The sequence below is a fragment of the Pseudoalteromonas haloplanktis ATCC 14393 genome (genome assembly GCF_000238355.1).
GTDB lineage: Bacteria > Pseudomonadota > Gammaproteobacteria > Enterobacterales > Alteromonadaceae > Pseudoalteromonas > Pseudoalteromonas haloplanktis.
Genome location: NZ_AHCA01000001.1, coordinates 216420 through 233644, shown reverse-complemented (window position 1 = coordinate 233644; position 17225 = coordinate 216420). Strand labels below are relative to the sequence as shown.

General features: G+C 41.0%; 17 protein-coding genes. 10 read left to right on the top strand and 7 right to left on the bottom strand.

Annotated features, from left to right (window positions below; translation table 11 throughout):
* Window positions 1–83: 83 nt before the first annotated feature.
* From katG to PHAL_RS0100915, 5 genes are all read right to left on the bottom strand, one after another.
* Window positions 84–2261 carry a catalase/peroxidase HPI gene (gene katG / locus PHAL_RS0100940; RefSeq protein ID WP_016706519.1) on the bottom strand — a complete coding sequence of 726 codons (2178 nt, stop codon included), beginning with the start codon at window positions 2259–2261 and terminating at the stop codon, window positions 84–86.
* Between the two features lie 503 nt (window positions 2262–2764).
* Window positions 2765–2974 (bottom strand): cold-shock protein, encoded by a 210-nt coding sequence (locus PHAL_RS0100930; protein WP_016706518.1) that lies wholly within the window; start codon window positions 2972–2974, stop codon window positions 2765–2767.
* Between the two features lie 184 nt (window positions 2975–3158).
* The gene (locus tag PHAL_RS0100925) at window positions 3159–3368 is read right to left on the bottom strand and encodes a cold-shock protein (RefSeq protein WP_016706517.1); all 210 of its coding nucleotides are present in this window, start codon (window positions 3366–3368) and stop codon (window positions 3159–3161) included.
* Window positions 3369–3735: 367 nt separating this feature from the next.
* Window positions 3736–4185: a GyrI-like domain-containing protein gene (locus PHAL_RS0100920; RefSeq protein ID WP_016706516.1), complete on the bottom strand. Its 450-nt coding sequence runs from the start codon at window positions 4183–4185 to the stop codon at window positions 3736–3738.
* Window positions 4186–4257: 72 nt separating this feature from the next.
* Complete coding sequence (locus PHAL_RS0100915) at window positions 4258–5133, bottom strand: LysR family transcriptional regulator (protein ID WP_016706515.1); 876 nt, start codon at window positions 5131–5133, stop codon at window positions 4258–4260.
* 104 nt (window positions 5134–5237) lie between these two features.
* Here PHAL_RS0100915 and PHAL_RS0100910 point away from each other — a divergent pair, with 104 nt between their 5' ends.
* The 6 genes from PHAL_RS0100910 (at window position 5238) to PHAL_RS0100885 (ending at window position 10209) form a co-directional block, all read left to right on the top strand.
* Complete coding sequence (locus tag PHAL_RS0100910; protein WP_016706514.1) at window positions 5238–5738, top strand: lactoylglutathione lyase family protein; 501 nt, start codon at window positions 5238–5240, stop codon at window positions 5736–5738.
* Window positions 5739–5958: 220 nt separating this feature from the next.
* Window positions 5959–6579, top strand: coding sequence for a fused MFS/spermidine synthase (locus tag PHAL_RS0100905; RefSeq protein ID WP_016706513.1), 621 nt, complete (start codon window positions 5959–5961; stop codon window positions 6577–6579).
* 49 nt (window positions 6580–6628) lie between these two features.
* A complete protein-coding gene (locus tag PHAL_RS0100900) occupies window positions 6629–7465 on the top strand; it encodes a spermidine synthase (RefSeq protein ID WP_374954827.1) in 837 nt (278 codons plus the stop codon).
* 163 nt (window positions 7466–7628) lie between these two features.
* A complete protein-coding gene (locus PHAL_RS0100895) occupies window positions 7629–8099 on the top strand; it encodes a MarR family transcriptional regulator (protein WP_016706511.1) in 471 nt (156 codons plus the stop codon).
* A gap of 3 nt (window positions 8100–8102) precedes the next feature.
* A complete protein-coding gene (locus tag PHAL_RS0100890) occupies window positions 8103–9164 on the top strand; it encodes an HlyD family secretion protein (RefSeq protein ID WP_016706510.1) in 1062 nt (353 codons plus the stop codon).
* Between the two features lie 10 nt (window positions 9165–9174).
* On the top strand, window positions 9175–10209 hold the full coding sequence (locus tag PHAL_RS0100885; protein WP_016706509.1) for a DUF2955 domain-containing protein: 1035 nt from the start codon (window positions 9175–9177) through the stop codon (window positions 10207–10209).
* Window positions 10210–10252: 43 nt separating this feature from the next.
* On the opposite strand, the gene PHAL_RS0100880 is transcribed toward PHAL_RS0100885, so the two are convergent.
* A complete protein-coding gene (locus PHAL_RS0100880; RefSeq protein WP_016706508.1) occupies window positions 10253–11743 on the bottom strand; it encodes a glycoside hydrolase family 19 protein in 1491 nt (496 codons plus the stop codon).
* 126 nt (window positions 11744–11869) lie between these two features.
* On the bottom strand, window positions 11870–13027 hold the full coding sequence (locus tag PHAL_RS0100875) for a benzoate/H(+) symporter BenE family transporter (protein WP_016706507.1): 1158 nt from the start codon (window positions 13025–13027) through the stop codon (window positions 11870–11872).
* Between the two features lie 214 nt (window positions 13028–13241).
* Between PHAL_RS0100875 and PHAL_RS0100870 the strand changes: the two genes are divergently transcribed.
* From PHAL_RS0100870 to PHAL_RS0100855, 4 genes are all read left to right on the top strand, one after another.
* Entirely contained in the window at window positions 13242–14564 is a 1323-nt protein-coding gene (locus tag PHAL_RS0100870; protein WP_016706506.1) for a DUF5666 domain-containing protein, read from the top strand.
* Window positions 14565–14625: 61 nt separating this feature from the next.
* The gene (locus PHAL_RS0100865; protein ID WP_016706505.1) at window positions 14626–15159 is read left to right on the top strand and encodes a PepSY domain-containing protein; all 534 of its coding nucleotides are present in this window, start codon (window positions 14626–14628) and stop codon (window positions 15157–15159) included.
* 51 nt (window positions 15160–15210) lie between these two features.
* Window positions 15211–15903 (top strand): response regulator transcription factor, encoded by a 693-nt coding sequence (locus PHAL_RS0100860; RefSeq protein ID WP_016706504.1) that lies wholly within the window; start codon window positions 15211–15213, stop codon window positions 15901–15903.
* Window positions 15893–17224, top strand: coding sequence for a sensor histidine kinase (locus PHAL_RS0100855; RefSeq protein WP_016706503.1), 1332 nt, complete (start codon window positions 15893–15895; stop codon window positions 17222–17224). Before PHAL_RS0100860 ends, PHAL_RS0100855 begins: the two co-directional genes overlap by 11 nt.
* The last annotated feature ends 1 nt before the right edge of the window (window position 17225 follow it).

Below are 17225 nucleotides of genomic sequence, written 5' to 3'. Positions count from 1 at the left end.
GAGCTTGATGAGGACTATTTATAGATAAAAAGCGCGAGAGTTAACACTCTCGCGCTGTTCTGTAAATATGCTTAGTGCTTTAATTAAATATCAAAGCGGTCGGCGTTCATTACTTTAACCCATGCTTTAACAAAGTCTTGCACAAAGCGCTCTTTGTTATCGTCTTGGGCGTAAAATTCAGCCAGTGCTCTTAAAATAGAGTTTGAGCCAAATACTAAATCAACACGTGTTGCTGTCCATTTGGTGGTGCCAGAGCTGCGTTCAACGATATTAAAGGTCGTTTTGCTTGCAGGCTCCCAGCGGTTGTTCATATCGGTTAAATTAACAAAGAAATCATTTGTTAAAGTACCCACATTATCGGTGAATATACCATGTTGAGTGCCGCCATAGTTGGTACCAAGCATACGCATACCGCCAAATAACACAGTGACCTCTGGTGCAGTTAAACCCATTAGTTGGCTGCGCTCTAATAGTAGCTCTTCAGGTGATACTGAGTAGTCTTGTTTTAACCAGTTTCTAAAGCCATCGTGGATTGGCTCAAGCACATCGAAAGACTCTGCATCGGTCATCTCGTCAGTGGCATCGCCTCGCCCAGGTGTAAACGGTACAGTCACATTGACTCCAGCTGCTTTTGCAGCTTGTTCCACGGCGGCTGTACCAGCAAGTACAATTAAGTCGGCTAAACTAACTGGTTTGCTTAAGCCCGCTTGTACTTTTTCAAGTGCGCTTAATACCTTAGCCAAGCGCTCAGGCTCGTTACCTTGCCAGTCTTTTTGTGGGCTTAAGCGAATACGTGCGCCATTTGCGCCCCCACGGTGATCAGAGCTACGGTAAGTGCGAGCACTGTCCCATGCAGTGCTGATCAAATCATTCGCTGCAATCCCACAATTTAGTAATTTATCTTTAAGCTCACTTATTTCAGGATCTGATAAGGTGTAATCGACACTTGGAACTGGATCTTGCCAGATCAGATCTTCACTTGGTACATCTGCGCCTAAATAACGCGATTTAGGGCCTAAGTCACGGTGGGTGAGCTTAAACCAAGCGCGCGCAAATACATCGCTAAAGTACTCAAAGTCATCGTTAAAGCGCTCGATGATTTTGCGATAAGTCGGGTCCATTTTCATTGCCATATCGGCATCGGTCATTATTGGGTTTAAGCGAATTGATGGATCTTCTACATCAACAGGTTTGTCTTCTTCTTTAATATTTACAGGTTCCCACTGGTGCGCACCTGCTGGGCTTTTGGTAAGCTCCCAATCATAGTTAAGTAATAAGTAGCAATAACCGTTATCCCATTTAGTCGGGTGTGTAGTCCACGCACCTTCAATGCCAGATGTCATGGTATCGCGGCCAATACCACGGGTTTTATGATTGTTCCAACCTAGCCCTTGCTCGAATACATCGGCAGCTTCTGGCTCTGGGCCTAGGTTTTCTTCGCTACCGTTACCGTGAGTTTTACCAACAGTATGACCACCGACAGTAAGGGCTGCCGTTTCTTCATCATCCATCGCCATGCGGGCAAAGGTTTCACGTACTTGTGCTGCGGTTTTTAATGGATCTGGCTGGCCATTAACCCCTTCAGGGTTTACGTAAATTAGGCCCATTTGTACTGCCGCTAATGGGTTTTCCATAGTGTCAGGCTTGGCTACATCACCATAGCGACCATCACTTGGCGCGAGCCATTCTTTTTCAGCTCCCCAATACACATCTTTTTCTGGGTGCCAAATATCTTCGCGGCCACCGGCAAAACCAAAGGTTTTTAAACCCATTGATTCATACGCCATGTTACCGGCTAAAATAATTAAGTCAGCCCATGATAACTTGTTACCATATTTTTTCTTGATAGGCCAAAGCAAGCGGCGTGCTTTATCGAGGTTGGCGTTATCTGGCCATGAGTTTAAAGGTGCAAAACGCTGGTTTGCAGTACCACCACCGCCACGGCCATCCGCTAAACGATATGACCCTGCCGAGTGCCACGCCATACGGATCATTAAACCACCATAGTGGCCCCAGTCAGCAGGCCACCAATCTTGGCTTTGCGTCATTAAGTTTATTAAATCTGTTTTGACCGCTTCAAGATCCAGTTTTTTAAACTCTTCGGCATAATTAAAATCATCACCGTAGGGATTGGTTTTTGTGTCGTGTTGATGAAGAATGTCGAAATTTAAGGCGTTTGGCCACCAATCAGTGTTGGATTTTGACGCTTGTGTATTGCTACCGTGCATGATTGGGCATTTGCCCGCACCTGAATTGCTCATTTTCAGCTCCTGTATCGGAATAAAAAAACTCTATTTATTAAAGCTACGCTTAAAGTTTAGTTCAAAATAACCAACTTGCTATTTAACTTAATTGGTTGATAACTCAGTCTTATAGAAGTTCATTTAATAAATTCAATATAGATGATTAACGATTAAAAACTAGATCAAGATCAATGTTTAAAACGATTGGGGTAATCAATTAATCTGATAGTTAGTTTGTAAAAAGCGAAAGGAAGATGAAAGCTTGTGATGACCAACCTCGTTTAATGTGCAAAAAGCACTCTGATTTCTTTACATGTTAGGTGTGTGGGGTAAAGTGATAATAAACAGGTGCGCTTGATGTTTGCTATTACCGAAGCAAAACATGCGACGGCATTTCCAACCACGCTGATCCAAGGTTTAGACTGGCTCTATGCAAAATAGCGCGGACATTAAAAAGCCCACTGATAAATTACTATCAGTGGGCTATTAATACGTTAAAACGTATTAACTAAAACAATAGTTTAGATACAAACGATGTTTTCAGCTTGTGGGCCTTTTTGACCTTGAGTAACAGTAAACTGTACACGTTGGCCTTCAGCTAGCGTTTTGAAGCCGTCACCGCTGATAGCGCTGAAATGAGCGAAAACGTCAGGCCCAGATTCTTGCTCGATAAAGCCAAAACCTTTTGCTTCGTTGAAAAACTTAACTGTACCAGTTGTAGTAGTCGACATAATAAATATCCTAGAGATTAATAAAAGTGTGCCTAAAATCAGGCGGTTTAGCTGAAAAAACAAGTATTTAACTGAGGATAACGCGATGAATTATTACTAATAACAACGTGGTACGTACAAATAAACAGAATTTCTTTCAAACTTATGAGCATTAACGGGTTATTACTAACCCATTAACTAAAAATTAGATGCAAACGATATTTTCAGCTTGCGGGCCTTTTTGACCTTGAGCAACAGTAAACTGTACATGTTGGCCTTCAGCTAGCGTTTTGAAGCCGTCACCGCTGATTGCGCTAAAGTGAGCGAAAACGTCAGGCCCAGATTCTTGCTCGATAAAGCCAAAACCTTTTGCTTCGTTGAAAAACTTAACTGTACCAGTTGTAGTAGTCGACATAATAATATCCTAAGAATTAATAAAAATGTGCCTAAAATTGGGCAATTTAGCAGGAAGAAAACAAGTATTTAACTGAGGATAACGCGAAGGATTATTACTAATAACAACGTGGTACGTACAAATAAACAGGGCTTTCTATCAACCCGATGCGAAGCAGGATAACAGTAACTGAAACTACATAACAAGCTTTATTTATTTTTCTTTTTTATTTTAAGGGGGCTTTTTGCGTCGTTTTCAAGCTATGCGGCTATTTACTCGATTGCTCTTTCTGTTCGTTTTTTCATAGAAGGTGGGATCAGGAGGGATGAATGTCTAAATTTTCATCCACTCCAAAGCAGTTAACGTTACAGTATTCTAAATTCAATATTTATTCAGCAATTGCTATGGCTATTTCAACCTCATTGGCGCTTTTATAGTATTCATAGTCGCAGTTGTAAGTTCGAGTATATTTACAATCATCAGAACTAAAGTATTGCCAGATCTCTCCCCACAAATCGATTACGGTATCGGGCATTTCACCTGTAGCGTAAAACACTAAATATGCCCCCGGTGCTGTGGTAACTTCAATTGAGTTTGTAACTTTAATGCTTGAGTCATTGCAGCAAGCAATCACATCAAAGTCACCAGTCATATCTGTTTCGTAATTAGTGTACACACCATAAACATGGGTTTTCGCTGTTAGTTTAGCGCCGTATTGCTCTGTAAATTTTTGCCATAAACCGGCTATTTTAGCTGTGTCGGTGTTCATTTCATTGGCATTACATGTTCTGATTCTTAGGCCTGTTAAGGTCTTACTTTCAAGCTGTTTTAACTGCATACCGACTTTCCTTTATATGTGAGTTCACAGGTTAACTTAACAGAAATTGCTTTAAAGGTTTAATTTATCGACTTAAATACTGTTTATTGATTTTATGGTATCTATCACTGTATGCATACGTTTTGCTAACGGCCGATTACGATGATGGCATACATAAATAGACTCACTAATTGGGTTTGCTAAGTGATGGATTTTTATTTGCTCAGGTTTATTAAATGCCCCCACTGCATGAGCGGGTAAAACAGTGAAGCCGAGTCCTAGGCTTACAGGTTCGAGAATCAAACTAATCTGATTAGAAAACCCAGTACGTTTTATTTGATTAATATGCTCAAACTCAGAATAGTTCTCACTAAGGAGTAGTTGCGCATGGTGTTTGGCATCCGGGTGAGATATGAAGCCAAGTTGACATAACGTTTGCCAAGTAGGGAGTTCACAATTAGCTGGTGTAATTAATAATAGCGCTTCTTTGCCAATCTTGTGACTGGTTATCTCAGTTAATGTTGGGGCCTGAGTTAAAAAGCCAATATCAGCACTGTGATTAGCAACAGCGTGTTCTACACTTTCATTTGGTGCAAAACGATAATCTATATTGAGGTTATGATGAGTCGCTTGTAAGTTTAATAGCTGATCATAAAACTTTAACCCGCAACTGCCTGGTGATTGCACTTTCACATCACCGCTATATGGCGAGTCGTTATGTAACTCTTGTTCTAGAAATTGCCAGTCTTTGAGTAGCCGACTGCCCCTTTGATATAGGCTTTGCCCTTGAGCTGTTAGGGTAAATTGCTTTCCGTGACGCTCAAGGAGTAGGCAGTCTAGTTGCTGTTCTAGTTTTTTTATATGTTGGCTCACACCTGATTGCGTCATAAACAAGCGTTCGCTGGTGCGAGTAAAGTGGTTAACTTCAACAAGTGTACAAAACGTATTTAACCAAGCTGGATTTATCATTACAAAACGTACTTATAATTATGAGTAATGATAATTTTACTTAATGATTTATAGTTCGTAAAGTAAGCACTCAAACAAATCATGATGCAACAGGAGCACAGGTTATGAGTAACGTTTACCCACGTAATTTTTCACATATTGGTATTTCAGTCCCTGATCTAGATAAGGCAGTTGAGTTTTACACGCAAGTTTTAGGTTGGTATTTGATAATGAAACCAACCGAGATAGCAGAAGATAAGAGCCCAATAGGCGAAATGTGTACGGATGTATTTGGTGCAGGTTGGGATAAGTTTCGAATCGCGCATTTATCAACTGGCGACCGTATAGGGGTTGAAATTTTTGAGTTTAAAAATCAGCAAAACCCAGACGATAATTTCGAATACTGGAAAACAGGCATCTTCCACTTTTGTGTTCAAGATCCTAATGTAGAAGAGTTAGCAGAGCGCATTGTTGAAGCTGGCGGTAAAAAGCGCATGGCTGAGCCGCGTTACTATTACCCAGGTGAAAAACCATATCGCATGATTTATATGGAAGACCCATTTGGTAATATCCTTGAAATTTATAGCCACAGCTATGAATTAACTTATAGCGACGGTGCTTATTAAAGTAATTTATAATGCACTCCATTGGGCTGCATTATTGTTTTTTTGATACGTAAATTTAACCCTTATTATTTTAAAATGCTTTTTGTTGTTATTGATTCATGTAGTTTGAATTGGCAGTGGTTAGCACTATCTGTAAACGCCCTTTACAGTATAAAAGCTAGCCAGCTTTTATTCATCACGATAAGATGAGGTATATATTAAACAACAAGAACTAGAATGAATGTTAAATAAAACCAACGCATTAATTTATTTATTAGCTTTTAGCAGTGGCTTTAGCATTATGGGGATCGAGCTACTCGGTGGGCGTATTTTAGCGCCTTACTTTGGTAGTAGTGTACACATCTGGGGCAGTATTATTACCGTCTTTATGCTTAGCTTATCGTTTGGTTATTTACTTGGCGGTAAACTGTCGATTAAACAACCTTCGTTAACCAAATACGGTCTTATTTTTTTAGTGGCAAGCATTATGGTGCTGCCGATAGCGCTGTTTGCAGAGCCTATTATGGAGTTCATTTTTACCCACGTTGAGGATAGCCGCTACGGCTCACTACTTGCTTCTACCGCGCTATTTTTTATTCCAACCATTATTTTAGGCATGATCTCACCCTACTCGGTGCGTTTATTAGTAACCGACAGCGAACGTAGCGGCCAAGTAGCTGGCGGATTATACTTTGTAAGCACATTGGGAAGCGCTCTAGGTACTATCATTACTTCGTTTTACATGGTGCTGGCGTTCGATGTAAACACCATAATTATCGGGTTTGCGAGCTTTATAGGGTGTTTAGGTTTATTAGCCATTGTGGTTGATTCAGTCACTAAGAAGGAAGCTGTTTATGCGTAATTACTTTCACCTAATTGCGGTTTTAGCTTTATTCGCAAGTGCGCCGACAATGGCTGATATTATTCATAAGGAACGTTCACTCTATCGTAATATTTTAGTGGAAGAAAATGGTGATTTACGCTGTTTAAAGTTTGACGAAAAAACGCGTACAAGCAGTCAAAGTTGCATGTATGTTAGTAAACCAAAAGAATTGGTTTTCAATTACACTAAACTCACATTTGCTAGTTTATTAATGATAGACAACCCACAAAATGTACTGATCATTGGTCTTGGCGGCGGCACGCTTTCTAATGTAATACACCAACTTTATCCCCAAGCAAGTATAGAAAACGTTGAAATAGACCCTGCAGTAATTAAAGTTGCACGAGATTATTTTGATTTTATCGAAACCGAGAAAGTCACTGCAAAAGTACAAGATGGGCGTATTTTTATAAAGCGGGCAGCGATTAAAAAGGAGCAATATGATTGGATCATTCTTGATGCGTTTAATGGTGATTACATACCCGAGCACCTTCTAACCAAAGAGTTTTTTGACGAAATAAAAAGTGTATTGGCTCCTAACGGTATCATTGCTGCAAACACATTTTCTTCAAGCAAGCTCTACCAACATGAATCAGCGACCTATCATGCCGTGTTTGGTGATTTCATCAATGTGACAACGGAAAAAAACAGCAACAGAATCATTTTAGCGGGTTTTAAAGCACCTCCAACAACGCAAGAAATTGCACAACGCATTGAAAAACTAACCCCGTTATTATCACCATATAACATTGATATTAAAGCTATTAGCCAAGGAATGAAATCGACTAAGAACAATCAAGATTGGCCTGCTGATACCAAAGTACTTACTGATCAGTACTCCCCTGCTAACTTACTCAACTTTTAGTATCTATATGTAATGGCCATTTAGTTGGCCATTATAGTCAAATATTTATGTGCTTTATGGTAACTGCACTACCCTATTTATAAACAATGATGACTAACGCAATATTTACTTAGCAAGCTAAGTAATGTTAAACTAGTTAGCATGCTAACTATAAAGGGTGGTTATGTCTTTACCATTTCATGAAACTTTAGATTTATCTTTGTGCGGTAACATGGGCCGTGTGCATCGTTTGTGCCGGGAAGCTGTAACAGCAGCTGTGGAGCATTTGGGATTAACACAGTCTCGTTGGACCGCGATGATCCATATAAACCACTTACCTGATGGCGCTACACAACAGCAGCTAGCCCACAGTTTAGGTATTGAGATGCCTTCACTCACCCGTACGGTTAAGCAACTTGAGCAACAACAGTTAATTATTCGACGCGTAGATGAGGACGATAAACGTAGTCGGAAAATTTATTTTACTGAACAAGGTGAGCAATTGCTAAGCACACTTAAAGTATTGATCACTGACGTTAAGCAACAGTTATACGCAGGACTAAGCAATGAGCAATTAGATATGATGGCTTATGGGCTTGTGCAAATGGAAGAAAATGCGCGTCGTTGTTTAACACGTTTAAATGAAGAGAAATAAATAATGACGCCAGACCAAAAATTTGCCCGTTATGTGAAAATATCACTTGTTGGGTTTATCTTACTTTTTGCGTATTTTGTGATTGCAGATATGTATTTACCGGTAACTCCTCAAGCGCGTGTTTATCACCCGGTAATACAAGTGACGCCGCAAGTAAGTGGCCGTGTAAACAAAGTCTTGGTTAATAATAACCAAGCTGTGAAAAGTGGTGAGGCACTGTTTTTAATTGAACCCGCTCCTTTTGAATTAGCGGTTGAACAAGCGCAATTAACCTATGCCGATGCGCAATTACAAAATCAGCGCTTTGATAGCAGTGTTAAAGCGATTGAGGCGCAGCTAGCAGCGGCTAATGCGAAGTTACATGAGCAAGAATTGCTATTTGATCGAAGCGAATCATTACTTAAAAAGCGTTCAATATCCGAGCAGGAATATGAAACTATCAGTGCTAATTATCAGTCAAGTAAAGCCAATGTTGCTGCCATTGAAGCGCAATTAACAGAAGCTAAGTTAGCACGGGGCCAACGCGGAGATGACAATCTTGCACTTCGCCATGCTAAAAACTTATTAGCGCAAGCAAAGTTGAATCTGTCTTATAGTAAAGTCAGCGCCGATATAGATGGCAAAGTGGCTAACTTACAAGTTAATAGCGGCACATATGCTAATAAAGGCCAGCCTATGTTAGCGATTGTCGCAAACAAAGCCGACTTGGTGGCTGATTTTCGAGAAAAGTCATTAACCAACTTTGGTCTAAAGAGTGCTGCAAAAGTGACCTTTGATGCTTTACCTGGTCAAGTGTTCGATGGTGTGATTAGCTCGTTTGAAGCCGGTGTAAGTGATGGGCAAATAAGTGCGAATGGTCTATTAAGCAGTACTGAAAACAGCAACCGTTGGGTAAGAGATGCGCAGCGTCAGCGTATCCACATTAAGTTAGATGAACCGCAATTACTAAGCAAGTTGCCCAGTGGCGCACGAGCAACAGTGCAGTTACTGCCTGAGTCAAGCATTGGACAGTGGTGTGCGAGTGCGCAAATTCGCTTTATAAGCTTGCTGCACTTCATTTACTAAGGGAGGCAGAATGTCGGTTCCTTCGCTTGATAAAAATGGTTTACGCCAAGCACTTCGAATCGCTGGCGGTAGCGCACTAGGTTTTAGCTTATGTAAGCTGATGAACTGGCCTAATGGCATCTTTTTTACTGTATACCCAATGCTATTACTTGGCTTAGTGCCCATATTAAATGCCCATATCATTCGCCAGTTTTTTGCCAGTGCCGCTTTTAGTGCCGTTTTTGTACTCGTTTTACAAGGCTTATTTTCACATTTGCCTGTGGTGATGACCTTACTTTGCTTTTTAGCGTTTGCCTTTTTGTTCTATCAGATGAGCCGTGGGGCAAATTTTTTGTTTGGGGCTTTGAGTGTGGTGAGTTTGTCTATTCAATTGCACTTTTCGAGTTATGTTAGTAGTGGCACGAGTATTTATCCGCTGATCATAAGCAACGGTGTTGCGGTAGTCGTTACGGTATTGGCTGCGGTATTAATGCATTTTGTGTTTCCAGATGTTGCACCGCGACCGGCTCGGGTAATGCCAACAAAAGCAGTCGAAAGCGTACGCCATGAAGTGTTGTTATGTGCCACGGTGGCCACTTTATCATTTGTGCTTTTTCAGGTGTTTGATTTACAAGATTCAATTTCAGCGCAAGCCGCCTCTATTTTAATTTTGTTTCCACTATGTTGGAAAGCTGCAGGTATGGCTGGTTGGCAACGTGCTATCGGTACGCTTATTGGTTGTAATTTGGCCTTAGTTTCGCAATTGTTTTTATATAATCATACTGATATTTTGTTATTCCCTGCGCTAATCTTATGGATTTTGACTTTTATTTTTAGCCGCTATCATATCATTGCCGGTGGAATTCCCGGTGTTGGTTTTGGTGTGATCACCACATTTGGCATTTTGTTTGGTCAATCACTCGGCCCTGGGCAAGACCTAGTTTATAGTGCTTTGTATCGTTTTTCGTCAGTATCCGTGGCTATTTTGATAAGCTTGTGCGCGGTGTATATTATGCACCATGTTTTGAATCGGTTTAGCGTTACACGCCACCATACCTTTGATTAAAAGCGTAGCGTTAGCAAAAAAGCTACGCTTAATAATCGAGAGTTTATTTTACTGTTGCGTCAAATTTATCTTCAACACACCGGCTGTAAGCGCCTTCGCTAAGGGCAAAGTAAGGCGTTTGATACGGCACGAGTTTACATTCAAAGCTCTTACCATCTGGGCGATACTGCTGCCATGTCCAATCTTCGTCCCAATGGATATTTAGGGCTCCGGAGCCATCGTTCGTAAAGCTATCTTGATTGCTACAATTAAGTACTTCGTTTGTTTCGATAGGCACATTTAAATACGCAGCAAACTGCTCGTAATAGGCAATACGATTAAGTGCTTGAGGTTTGTCATAGCCATGGCCGCATTCTATACCGCCATTAATGATATTAATTGTTGCGCCAAAGCCTGGGCTAATGCCGCGAGCTGTATCTGCTTCATTAGGCACCCATGAACCATCAATAACCGACATCATGTCAGGCTTTGGTGGTTGCGGGTAAACAAAAAAGAATACCGCTGAGGCTAAATTTAGCCAAGTATCAGCAACGAGTTCAGGGTTGTTAAGTAATACACTAACATCGGAGAACATAGCATCTGAGAACGGCCCATAGTTGTAGTTATATGACAGCTGCTTGGCTCCTCGGCCAAAGTATTTTAAGTATAAGCCTTGCTCATCGGTGCCACAGGGCCAGGTTTGTCCTTGCCATGTTGAAGGTGTGCATGAATTATTGTAACCACAACCAGCACTTGTTTCGCTACACCCAGCTTCGCGAATAAAGTACAAACCTTGACGCCATTGCGGGATGGCTGAATGTGGGTCGTGGCCTCCTGTTTCTTGAGTGAAATGCGCGAACATAGTCGCTAATGCTTTTCGACACACAGCTTCTGCTTTTTGCTCTGTTTCATAGTCATCACAAAAGGCGGGGAATTTAGCCACTGCTTGTAAAAATTTGCGATATGTATATTCTGGCGCACGATCTGGGAACAAAAACTCAAAACTTGCTTGATCAAGAATTTGCTCCAAACGTTTTACATTGGCAGGGTTTGCTGCACGAAGTGGGGTGACCGCTTCAACACTCGTGTTATCAAGCTTTCGTATGGTGTTTTTGACCTTGCTGAATAAGGGCGATGAGGTTTTTTGCTGCTCAGTATCAGCGACTATCGCAGCATCAATAAAGTAACCCCCGTTTGGATTAATCGTGACGCCTGTTTCATATGGGTCGCCAGATGGCGGAGTGACGGGGGGTTCAACTGGGGGCTCAGTAGGTGGTTCAACAGGAGGCTCTGTGGGAGGGTCAATCGGCGGCTCAATACTCGTAGTACAAGGAGTTGAATCTAGTTGCACAGCCCAGGCTCCCCATTGCGTAGCACCGGGTTCCTCACCTGGATTTGCCCACCATTTTGCTTTATATAGTGTACTTGCGTAGCAAACTTCACTCCCGCCAGCATATGATTTACTTGTTTGCCAAATTTCAGCAGCATGACTTTGCCAAGATACTATGGACAGCGCTGTCATCGCGACGCAGATAATCGATTTATTAAAATTCATCAGTGATCCTAAAATAGGGTTATACGATACTTTATCAATGAATTTCCATTATAGGCACAAATAAACTTAACGATCAATTAACATAATAAACAAATAATTTAAAAGTTGCTTGGTAATGCTTGGCATTTATTTACGTGGAATTAGCCACAGCGTTAGTGCGCCAGCTAATATTCCCCAAAATGCTGAGCCAACAGAAAACATTGTAAGATCAGACGCTGTAACTAAAAAAGTGATCATAGCTGATTCAGTATAATAACTGTCTGATAATGCCTGCTGGAGGCTTGAAGCAATCGTAGTGAACAGCGCAATACCCGCCAATGCTAAAATTAAGGCTTGCGGTAAGCTTGCTACTAACCCTACTAATGTCGCTGCACCAATTGCCATCAGGATATAAAAAACACCTCCGGCAATGCTCGCCCAATAGCGTTTGGCTGGATCTCTATCTGCGTCGTCACTCATACAAATTGCTGCGGTAATTGCAGCTAAGTTAATGGCGTAGCCACCAAACGGGGCGATTATAATATTGGTTAAACCCGTTACGTTTAAAGACGCTGACACTGGTGCCGGGTAGTTATGTGCCTTGAGTACAGCAATGCCTGGCAGGTTTTGCGAGGTCATTGTGACAATATAAAGCGGAATGCCGATGCTGATCATCGCTTGCAAATTAAATTCAGGACTAATAAAAGCAAATTCACTCATTTTCCATTGCCAGCTGCTGGTATCTATTTGCCCTGTGGTACCTGCCATAACAAACCCTGCAATTAATACTATTAGCATAGTAAAGCGTGGCATTAAGCGTTTACTCAGTAGATAAACCAGCACCATAACACCGATTAATAACGGTTTTTCGGCCATAAAATTAAATACATCGATACCAAAGGTGACCAGTACTCCAGCAAGCATTGCACAGGCTAACTGACTAGGAATGCGCTGCATTATTTTTTCAAACCAACCAGTAATACCAGAGATAAACACCAGCAATGCACTAAACATAAAAGCGCCTACAGCTTGGTTTAAACTATAGCCTTGAGCGCTGGTTATTAATAGCGCAGCCCCTGTGGTCGACCAAGCAATCAATATCGGTATTTTGTAATAATACGAAAGGCCAATGGATGTAACCCCCATTGCAAGACCAAGCATTAATACCCAGCTTGCGACCAAGTCAGCAGTGCCACCAAGCACAATAACAACTTGATAGATTAATGCGATTGAGCTGGTAAAGCCGATGATCACAGCCACTAATCCAGCAGTCGCTCGGCTTAATAGTTGATCCGGTATTTGCATGCAGCGCCTTACAATTAAGTTGATTAAGTACCTATTTATACATACATTTTGCTGCGCGGCTAGGTATAAATCATTCATTATGACTAAGGTCTAAAATTACTTTGTAAACATTAACAAAATTTAATGTTCTCTCCACCTTTACGATATCTGTGGTTGAGTATAGTGGCTGACATAAGCTCAACAAGCCAATAAATAAATGAAATGGAGTAACATTATGGGTAATTTAAATTCAGCTAAACTTTTCAAACTCTCTGCAATTAGCGCGGTGGTTTTAACATTAAGTGCGTGTGGCAGCAGTAATTCAGACGGCGAGTCTGTGGTGCCACCTGTTAACAACGTGGTATTTCCAAGTGTTGTTATTGGTGAAGTTCAAGCAACGACAGCCAGCACCATTACTGTTAACCAGCTTGAGATACCAGCCAGTAATGTTGAAGTAGAAATTGATGGTGTAAATGCAAGCCTTAACCAAGTGAAAGTGGGTATGATGGTTGAGGTTGAAACCAATGGCGTTAGTGCTACCGAAATAGAATACGATCCTGACTTTAAAGGGCCAATTTATATACAAAATGATAGCGTCAGTATTGCTGGAGTGGCACTTAATAATTTTGATAGTAGCGAGTTAGCAAGCGGCGATTTGGTTGAGATAAGTGGCTATACTAGCGCATACAATACGCTAACGGTAACCTATCAACAGCCTATTGCTAATAACCAAGGTGAATTAGAAGTTGAAGGTATTATAAGTCAGTTAAATACCCAGCAACGTACATTTTCTTTGGGGAATATTGCTGTAAATTACCAACAAGCCGAAGTAGATGGTTTATTAAGCGAAGGCCAGTATGTAGACGTTGAAGGCTTTATGAGCGGCCAACAATTAATGGCTACAGAAGTCGATGCCGAACAAGATAATAGGTTTAATGATAATACTGATACCCAGCTAACGGGGCAAATTACTTGGCTTAATAGTGATGCAACATTAATGACGATTAATGGGCAATGGCAAGTTAGCGTAACTGCGCAGACTCAATTTGAAGATGGTACAGTATCAGACCTTGCTATCGGGCGATTTGTAGAAATAGACGCTTTATGGCAACAGGCAGATAACCTGTTTATTGCCCAAGAAGTTGACTTTGAATCATCAGAAAATAACGGTTCATTTGTACCTAACACGACTTTTTCAGTTACAGGTTTAGCAAGTTATGCACAAGGAGTTGTGGCTATTAATGGCATTACATTTACAATTAACAATCAAACTATATTTGATGATGGCTTAAATACTAACAACCTTAATGGTCAGTGGCTTGAGTTAGAAGGCATTATTGTTGATGATAAAAATGTAGTGAATGAAATTGAGCTCGCCGATGCTAATGAATTACTCGAGCTTAAAGGTTATGTTATTGCAGATGAAAACCAACAACCTACGCTTTGGGGATACATAAGTGAAGATGGTTCATTAGCGCAATATTTAGATCAGTATGTTGACCTTGAGTGCAATTTTGTTAGCGCTAATCAAGTTAGAGCATGCCAAATAGACGATTAATTAAATAAAACAGCCACAGCAAATGTGGCTGTTACACTGATTGCGGTGGAGGTAAAGCACCATGAAAAAATTACTGTTATTAAGCTTTTTATTTATCACCTCAATAAGTATTGCTGCAAGTACTGCTGTTTTTGATAAATTGCATCAGGCAAATGCTCCAAGCCCACAATCTATTTTGCAAAAAATAGAAAATGAATACGCACAAAAAGCAGTGATTGTAGAGTTTGAACTTGAGTTTGAGCATGGGAAAACTACTTATGAAGTAACCTTATATCAGGCTGAGAAACACCGTTTTATCGAACTTTTGGTGGATCAACAAGGTAAGCTTATTGAGTTAGAGTACGATGCGCCAGAAATTGATGAACAAGAAGAAATTGCGGCTGCCACTTTAATGAGCCAAAAAGGACTAACCATGCAAGGGTTAGTGGCACAACTTGACTCACCCGCTCACCAATACTTGCTAGAAGCACAGCTTGAGCAAGACATGGGGATCACTTATATGGTGGCAACCTTTGTAACTGAACAAGGACGCCATAAAAAAGCGATTGATTTGGCTACAGGTAAAGACTTGCCCTTACTGCGCTGGGGAAACTAAGGTGTGTTGCCTGCGACTTTAAGGTCAACAGATTCTAGGTTGAAGTACATAATGAAATTACTGCTGATTGAAGACGATAAGCAAAACCGCGAGTTTTTATATAAAGCGTTTAGTGAACAAGGCTACACGGTAGATACCGCAGATGACGGCCAGCAAGGGCTACTACTGGGTACGTGTGAAGAATACGACATTATTATTCTGGATCGTATGTTACCCAAGCTTGACGGTATCCAAGTATTGGCAGCACTGCGCGCTACAGGAAAAACCACGCCGGTATTAATTTTATCAGCGTTAGATAAAATCGATGACCGTGTAACAGGTTTAAAAGCCGGCGGTGATGATTACTTAGTAAAGCCGTTTGCATTTTCAGAGCTGATTATTCGTGTTGAAAATTTAATTAAACGCCAAGTCACTCAAGCGCCCATTAGCACTGTTCTGAAGTTAGCCAATTTACAGCTAGATTACGCGAATCACAAAGCAGATGTTGCAGGGCATACGCTTAGTTTACAGCCTAAAGAGTTTAAATTATTACGTTTTTTATTAGAGCATCAGGATAAGCTCGTCACACGTACCTTATTGTTTGAATCTGTGTGGGAATATAACTTTGATCCAGGTACTAATGTGATTGATGTGCATATAGCTAGGCTACGAAAAAAATTACAGCAACTCGATGCGGGCATTCATATCGAGACTATTCGTGGCGTGGGCTATCGTTTAGCAAAAGAGCAAAATTGTGCCAATTAACGACTCGTTATGGCGTCAATTTGACCCAAGAAATAGCTCTGTTTGGCGTTTAACTTTAGGCTTTGCAGTGATCATGGCGGTGATGTTAGCCCTAACCGTTGTGCTTATTTATCAGCTGTTATTAGGTGAGCAGAGTCGTCAAGTTGAACGACGCTTAAGCGCAGAGCAAGTCAGGATTGAAGGCCTTGCTAGTGAGTTTTCGTCAGCGAGCTTCTTTGCTCAATTAGAGGTTTTTCGTAGTGAAGGTGATTTGCTTATTTTTTGGCAAAGTGAGGGGGAGCAAAGTCAGCAGTTAAGCTTTTTACCAGAAAACATCCCTACCCTACCTCGCACCGTGGTATTTCCAGTGCTAGATACACAGCGAGGACAAATTCGTTTATTAACCACCGGCGTAGTGCATACTCAACATGGTGATATCGTATTAGCGACCGCCACAGAGCACTTACAACGGCTGATTGTGGAATTTAAAACTATTGCTGTGTGGGCCTGTTTAATTAGTTTATTACTAACGGGGTTATTTGGTTATATATTTGCCAGACGCCACTTACGGCGTGTGCATTATTTTAATAATACCGCAGAGCAAGTACAAAACGGCGATTTATCGGCGCGTATAAAGCATCATCAACAAGGCGATGAGTTTGACCGTTTAGGGGCGCATATCAATACTATGCTGGACGCTGTTGAGGAGAACTTTGCGTTAGTGCAAGGGATCACAGATAATATTGCTCATGACCTAAAAACGCCTCTCACTCGCTTACGGCTAAACTTAGAGCAACAGGCTACATTGCACCCCAATATCGGGCTTGAGATAGAGCAACTAGATACCATTATTAACACCTTTGATGCCATGCTAAAGCTTACTCGATTAGAACATGGAAAATTTCCACTCGACGTTCAACCTATTGATAGCAAATTATTAATTGATGATTTAATCGAGATGTTACAGCCCAGTGCACAAGCGCAACAGCAAACAATTGCGTTTACTCATATCGCGAATTTTTCAATTGAAGGTGATAAAAATTTATTGTTCCAAGCCTTATTTAATCTGCTAGATAACGCGATTAAATATGCAGGTAGAGGCGCACAAATACATATCACATTAGATATCCATGCAATCATTATTCAAGATAACGGCCAAGGCGTAGCGAGTAGCCAGATTAGCCAACTTACTAAACGCTTTTACAGAGGGTCACCTGCTCGTCAATATGAAGGTGTTGGTTTGGGACTTGCGACAGTAAAAGCTATTTGTGAAAGGCATGATTTGGTGTTGAATTTAAATAGTCGTGACGATGGGTTTATCGCCACGATAGCGAAAGAATGAT